Annotated in this window: 6 protein-coding genes; 2 read left to right on the forward strand and 4 right to left on the reverse strand. The window is 43.1% G+C overall.

The window, feature by feature from the left end:
* Window positions 1-537, reverse strand: a 537-nt coding sequence (locus D5R40_RS28675) for a sugar phosphate nucleotidyltransferase (protein WP_205127720.1), incomplete at its 3' end; no start/stop codon positions are given.
* Between the two features lie 2,226 nt (window positions 538-2,763).
* On the opposite strand from D5R40_RS28675, the gene D5R40_RS43690 reads away from it, so the two are divergent.
* A complete protein-coding gene (locus D5R40_RS43690; RefSeq protein ID WP_511035254.1) occupies window positions 2,764-2,934 on the forward strand; it encodes a T9SS type A sorting domain-containing protein in 171 nt (56 codons plus the stop codon).
* 650 nt (window positions 2,935-3,584) lie between these two features.
* Window positions 3,585-3,818, forward strand: a complete 234-nt coding sequence (locus tag D5R40_RS42960) for a DnaJ C-terminal domain-containing protein (RefSeq protein WP_124155571.1) — start codon at window positions 3,585-3,587, stop codon at window positions 3,816-3,818.
* 1,278 nt (window positions 3,819-5,096) lie between these two features.
* Here D5R40_RS42960 and D5R40_RS36315 read toward each other — a convergent pair.
* From D5R40_RS36315 to D5R40_RS36320, 3 genes are all read right to left on the reverse strand, one after another.
* Window positions 5,097-5,255 carry a hypothetical protein gene (locus D5R40_RS36315; RefSeq protein ID WP_161565090.1) on the reverse strand — a complete coding sequence of 53 codons (159 nt, stop codon included), beginning with the start codon at window positions 5,253-5,255 and terminating at the stop codon, window positions 5,097-5,099.
* 1,053 nt (window positions 5,256-6,308) lie between these two features.
* On the reverse strand, window positions 6,309-6,764 hold the full coding sequence (locus tag D5R40_RS28685; protein ID WP_124155572.1) for a hypothetical protein: 456 nt from the start codon (window positions 6,762-6,764) through the stop codon (window positions 6,309-6,311).
* Window positions 6,765-7,016: 252 nt separating this feature from the next.
* Window positions 7,017-7,246: hypothetical protein (locus D5R40_RS36320; RefSeq protein ID WP_205127721.1), on the reverse strand; the 230-nt coding region annotated here is incomplete at its 5' end.

Consider the following 7,246-nt stretch of genomic DNA (forward strand, 5'->3'; position numbering starts at 1 on the left):
TACTCCATCCTTCATCATGTCGTCCAGTACTTCTAACAAAAGTCCTACCTGACTTAGCTTATACATACCTACGAGGGCAAGATTGCTGGTAGGAATATCCGGTTTCTCGCTGAGCTTTTTTACGTATCCATCTCCTCCCAAAACTGCAATCCCGAATTCCCGAGGATCTTCCACTTGCTGAACCGCAAGAATGGAACCCTTCTGGTCCATAATTTTAGGGGTGTCCTTGTCAAAAATAATATCCCCCAGATTGATCAGGATATCATCTGTATCGGCAAGAACTTCCTTGCAGGTCCATAAGGCTGTGCAATCCTTTGCGCGGTTTCTGCACCACAAACTCCATCTCAATTTTTCCTGCATAGGTAGTTTAACATACTCCTGAATCTTTTCCCGGAGGTAGCCAATGATAAAGACATGCTTTTTGATCCCGGCATCTATCAGATTGCGATGATATGTCCAAGGATAGGTTTCCCTGCCACGGGGATTTAGAGGCTTGGGCTGTGTATGCGTGTGAGGACGTAATTTGGTTTCCCACACTGCTACCGATCACTGCTTTCATGCACCACAAATTTGCTGAAATTAAGACTTTTAGGTAGAGGCTACAAGTAATAATATGCTCATGAATTTAATCCCCAATAAAAATGCTGAAAGAAAAAGTTTACTTTATGTTAATTTTGAAAATTGAAACTAGACAGATTTAATTGCTATTGGGGCCTTCACATTCGGTAACATTATCTTAAACTCCAAGACCTTTAAGCTGAAACATAAAACTTAACCTTAACCGCAATCAATATGAACATTAAACCATTACTATTTTTTGTTTGGGGCATTATTCTTTATTAATAGCTCCCTACGGTCAATGCGTTGACCTTTTATTTCTCTGAGTACATAGAGGGAAGTTCCATAATAAGGGAATCGAAATTTACAACCCAAGCGGGGAAACAGCTGACCTTTCTAATTATGAGATTTCAACTCGAGGTTTTACAATGAAACCAATACATCAGTTTTTTTTCCGGCAGGAAATTAGCCCCAGGAGAAGTTTTATGTTATTGTTACTGACCAGGCTGATTCTGTCATGCAGGCAAGAGCCGATACAGCACTCTCCTTTCGCAGCATTGTTCACTTTAATGGAGATGATGCGATTTCCTTGATCAATTCTGCCACATCAGATACCTTGGATATAATTGGAGAACTATTTTTTGATCCAGGTAGCAACTTGGCCAGTTGATACAGGTGCCTACAAACGAACATACCCTGGTAAGAAAGAAAACGGATGTAATGGCTGGAACCACCGATTGGACCCTAGGTGGCGACTCATGGCTGGTTTCCCACAGAATACTTTTGATTCGCTAGGTGCTCATACATGACAGGTTGGGTCATCCGGAACACTTTGCGTCGCGGAGGCTATACCTGAACCTGAAAGTATCTTTTGCTGTGGGGACATTGACAGTAGGAGAAGGAGATTCTCCGGCAGACTCATCATTAACCTTGATACAGTAGGAACCGATACGGTAAGTGTTGATGATAAGTGTCAATGCATGAATTCAACAGCAACGGAAGGAAATGATTACGTCTTATCTGATAGCATGGTTACCCTGACCTCTAGCAATCCTAGTGATACCATTCAGTTGGGATAATAGTGGATGATAATTTGCAGGAAATGACGGAATCGCTGAGTCTGGCTCTGACTTCTCCTACGGGCGGTGGAGTTTGGTAGCAGACAGTGTATTGATATTTCCATTGAAGACAATGACTTTCACACAATATCCCGATGCATTGCTTACAGCCGATTTCTGATGGGATTTTGTTACAGACTCGCTTGACGTTTTTTGTACAGGTGCAGGGAATTGTCCATAGCAATGACTATGACGGAAACAATGGATATTCCTTTGGCGCCTAATCGATTCTACAGGAGGAATTACATCTTTAATTTCAGCGATGCTCCTAGTGGATATCAGGTTAACCAGGGCGATGAAATCCTTGTAAAAGGCCAAGTTGAACAGTTCCGTGGATTGGTAGAAGTTTTTGTAGATGACATTGTGCTTATTTCCTCCGAAATGACTTACAGGGATCCTCTTGAAGTATCTATGTTGGATGAGAGTACCGAGTCCGAATACATTACGTTAGGCTGTGTTGCACACTGTTGACACTGCAGACTGGCCTTCAGATTCTCTCTCTAATTCTGGCGTGAACATTGATTTCACCAATGGGGTGGATACCCTTTACCGTTAGAATTGATACGGAATACAGACATAGATGGGGTTGCTTATCCAGGTGGAAAATGGTGGAATGTCACGGAATCGGTGGCAATTTGATAGCAGTACTCCTGCTGATGTGTGGATACAAATCTTCCCAGGAGCCCGCTGACTTTGCTTCCCAGAAATCCGGTTGTAGGATTCTACACCGATCGCAAAACTGTTTTCTACCACCGGTTACCAATACCGTGGATGTTTGTCGTGGTTGCTACCAATAACAACCTGAATACTACCCCGTTATGTGTGAGTCTTGGAGCAGGTACTACTTGCTACAGCGGGAACTGATTTTAATTTTACAGCGTACGACTTTACGTTTCCGGTTGTGATGATGATTCGGTAGCTCTACATTGGAAATCATCGGCGTACCGATGCAGAAGGAGAAGAATTCGTAGAAATTGTGACACTTCCGTTGACAACATGCTAAACAGTTTTCTATCGATACCTTACGGTTCGCCTGGTTGAGAGCACAGTAGGTATTCCTGAACTTCTTCCTGCTGATGCCATCAAGATGTATCCTAAACCTGCTCAAACGCAGATCCGGCTGGATGCAAGCTTGCAAATGGAAAAGATCTCCGTAATCAACCTGGTGGGACAAACTATGCTGCAATTGGAAGAAAAAGCTTTCGATAACAGTTGGATATCTCCAGACTTCCAGCCGGTATCTACAGCGTTCGCGTAGAAACTGCCGAAGGCTTGTGGATCTTCGTTTATGAAGGAATAAGCTGCTTTGTCAGCTTGGCATATAATTTATGACTTGTGTCAGATGTGGGGCCTCCTGCATCTGACACGTTTCTTTTTGCACGGGAATTGTGTACTATTGATTGATGCAGTATAAAGATTATTATAAAGTTCTGGGAGTAAGCCGTACTGCGAGTGAAGAGGAGATTCGAAAGAAAGTACAAGAAACTGGCGGTAAAGTACCATCCCGATGCCAATCCCAACAATCCCTGCCGCAGAACAGCGATTTAAAAGAGATTAGCGAAGCTTAAGGAAGTCCTGCTTGATCGGAAATCCGACGCAAGTACGACATGCTGGTGCAGAACTTTCGCCAATACCAGGGTGGCCCTATGGGAGGTTTCGGTCAAGCCCGGAGGAGGAGATATAATTCGGTTTTTACCTCATTTTTTGAAGAGATTTTTGGTGCTCGGAAACACCATGCGTAAGGGTAGGGACCATGTAGCCAATATTACCATCAGTTTGGAAGAAGCCTATAAGGGCCATGCGGGATGTTTTTGCAGTACGATGGAAGAAATTGCGTGTGCATGTTCAAGCCGGGTGTAAAGCACGGCCAAAAGCTACGTCTGAAAGGGCAGGGGGACCGGGCAGAAAGTGGAGACCTGCAGCGATCATATTTTAGAAGTAAAGATAAAGCCCCACGGCAAATTCAGTCGAAGGGAAAATGACCTCTACATCGACCTCAAGGTTGATCTTTTTGACACTTGTCCTGACCGAAAAATCAAAATCCCAAGCTTGAAAGGAAACGTAAGTTTTCGATCCAGAAGGAACCCAAAGCGGAGAAAAACTCAAGTTGTCAGGTTTAGGAAATGCCATTTATGGTACTAGCAGTAAGTTTGGAAATCTTTATGTTACTGTACAGGCCAAGAACGCCCACTAATTGACTCAGTGCGCAGAAAGGAAGCTTTTGAGGAATTGGAAGGGAAGATGAAATAAAAATAAACGTGTTGGAGTATTGGTGTGTTGGTGCATAATTTCAATTTAACTCCAACACGTCAACCCCCCAATACTCTTAACGTTTAACCAGTACGTCAACTTCAACACAAGCCCGATTTTTTACCCCAAAATCCGAAGCATAGTAGTTGTCGGTATAGACAATAAATAAGTTCCGATACAGGCGCATAGCGCCATTGGAAAACGGGCATTGATGTTAACGTTGTCGATCTGGTTTTGTTATCTGGATGAGGGTTGTTTGAAAAAGATCTTATCGTGAACGTAAGATCGATTTTGGACTAACCAGAATTAGGGTGGCACTATTATAGGGTTCCGGCAGTTCTATCTATTTAGGGAGAAACTGGATGAAATTACCGCTCGTGGCTGCATGCGGTAACGCAATTCGCCTGAAATCCCTGACCGTCTTCCATTAAAATACTCTCTCATGGGTCGCACGGAAAAAGGTGTTGAACTTTCTTCGGCTATCAAGAAAAACAAGGCATTTAATCTATGTGCGTTGTATTCGTTCCTGTTTGCAGTTCTAGTCCACCCGTTTGGGTTGGATCAAATCACTGGTTGCTTTACGTATTCATTTTCATACCCAAAACGAAGGTAGTCTTCCTCGTGCGAAGCGAATATGATGTCTGCACTCAAGCTACGGTCCGTAAGCCTAATTCATTGGACAAAGGTAATCGCGCTTTGAATTTCCGCTCCTACCCGGTTGAACAGCTTTAGTTTGGATAATATTTAATACTCAGACTTGGACTGATCTCCTATATCCAGTTCTTCTAATAAAGCACTCTTCTGCATCGTAATTTTCCCCACCACTTGTGGTTCCATTGCACTTCCCAGATGGGACTGTTGTAGCGAATGCTAGTGCCATGTGAGAATTCGTCCACCCGGTTTTCCATGCGATGGATTTGTGGTAGAAAGACTTTGCCCTGCCATTTATTATCCCTTGAGGCATGATTATAGTCTATTCCGACTACCCGATTGAAGCTTCCGTGGAAAGGCAAGGGTATCTTCTTCAGCACTAGTGGCGAAAGATTCTTTATTAATACTATTCGGAAATATTGAACGGGAGAAGACTTGTCGCTGGGCTACTCCAACGGTGTTAATTCGTCGCGGGAACTCCGATTTCCGGATCAGATTCCGTCTGCATATTAAGGAAACCTACATCGCCAATCCTTGTTTCAGTTTTCCACTTAAACGAGCACCCTGCATGATTCGATTTTCTACCGTCTCATTGGTAACAATGTCTTTCGCAATGCCTATCCTTCTTGTGAAAAAAGGACGCAAAGATTGGGCTGCCAAAGCTGGAGAATAGGTCATTGTTTTCGAGAAAGAATTGACGTCTTTCCGGGAAAGAAATCTCAAAGCGACAGATTGGTAACTTGTTGGTCTACTTCACCTGCGAAAAATCCGGATTGATGGTCAGGGTCCAGGTTCAAGCAGGCCCACGCCAATTTTAACATCACCCCCAAAGCTCCGCTGGCATTTCTTTCAGTACTTCTTCGTAATTTTTAGAAGCTTCCTCCGGTAATATAAGGGATGGCCGCATGTTAAATCCAGGCTTCTTAGGGGTTTATCCATAAAAGAGAACCGTAAAGCCCAGGGAGGTAGATTGGAAATTTCGGGGAATGAGGTCCAGTTTGTCCGTTCGTTGGTTTGTGATTCGGAGCGGTGCGAAATTTAATGCGCCCATTCGGTATTGCTTCTTTGTATAGCGAAGGGTTTTAAAGGGAATGGCAATTTCTCTACGTAATAGCCCTTGTTCATCCCGTGTCGTTTTTGCGTACCATTTATTGTCCAACTAGAGGTCGTTCCATTTCGCCCGTTTCCACCATTGGTGATCAGGAATTCCGCTGTACACCATAAGCACTTACGGCAAACTCAAAACCATTGGTCTTGTCCAAAAGGGATCAAGTATAACGGCGAAATAGTCTTCGCCGCGTGTAGAAAAGTCTCGCCTAAGTGGAAGATATTACGTATTCCCCTGGCTTTCTTTGCAGATGGCAGCAACGTAAAAGAAATTCTTATCATAGGAAAGCATTACCTCTGTCTGCGATTCCGCCAAAGAGTATCCATGGGGACGTTGAAAAAAATCCATTACTACTTTCTGCTTCTTCATGCTTTATCATCGAGAACACCATCAGGCGAATCGGTTTCAGGAGCTTCTTTGATGCTGATATACTGCGATCCAATAATTCGAACCGGATTGGGCGAAGGAAGATCACAAATGAGAATTGTGGAAATAATCAGGGGAAAAACGATCGGAGCATCAGATTATTAAACTTTGTGCGAAATTACCTGCACTCATTCCTGTGCCACAAGCCTAATCGCCTACTTAATCTTATTTATCGACGACTATGTAAGATATGCAGTTTATAAGCTTGTTTGACAGTCTTCAATCCGACATTTCGCCCATTTGATGTTTAACATCATTCTTTTCGTTTCGCCTTTTGCCTGCCTCCATTTTGAAAGAGGGTAACAGAAATGCTTCTCCTTGCTCATTGACTTCAAATTCCAATTGGCATCTACGATTTTTGTAAAAGAATCTGTTTTCGGATTCGGGATATACGATAGGCAGGCTGGCCTGTCAATTTTACGTAGAGCTGGTTTTGCTTGTGGGTAACGGTAAATTCTATTCCGGGGCCAACTCATATGTGCCATCAAAGGGCTGAATTTGCTCTTCTTGAGCTCAATTTCCCACGCGTTCTTCTCTCTTACTTTAGGAGCCTCATCAGCAGTTTTCGTTGCAATTTGTTCAAGACAATTTTGAAAAAAAGGGTGAAAGATTCTATTTTTCCTCTTCATTTTTTTTGAATTCAAGGCTTGCATCCACGACTCTCAGGAAAAATCGATTTCTGCTTCGGGGTAGATGCAAATTCTCCCTGCCCCCGTAACTTTGTGCTGTGAGTTGAAAAGATTTTCTCTCCTTAATAACACTTCAACATTCGGAGCGAGTTGATAGGTTCCAACATATTGATCCAGGTTTCGACTCCCAGCTTTATTACTTCTTTTATTTCTTTTTAAGCGGGTTTGCCGGATTGAGAAAGTGTAAACCGATATCAATCTATGCTTACGGTTGAATTACTGAGAACCAACAACTCCTTTCTTCTTGGCCTTATCAAAGCCCAGGAAGGAATGATAACCCCCTGTCTGTCCATTGTGCCAAATGATCTTTGAATCCTCGCCATGTTTGATGTGCCATCCCAGGGCGACGGAGTCTTTTTCATTTTCCAAAGCCATGGTTCCCTTTTGTCCCAATCTCATGGCAGCTGTTAGAGGGGAAGGATAGATTTCCATTTGGTAGATAAGAA

The sequence above is a fragment of the Okeania hirsuta genome (genome assembly GCF_003838195.1).
GTDB classification, from domain to species: domain Bacteria; phylum Cyanobacteriota; class Cyanobacteriia; order Cyanobacteriales; family Microcoleaceae; genus Okeania; species Okeania hirsuta.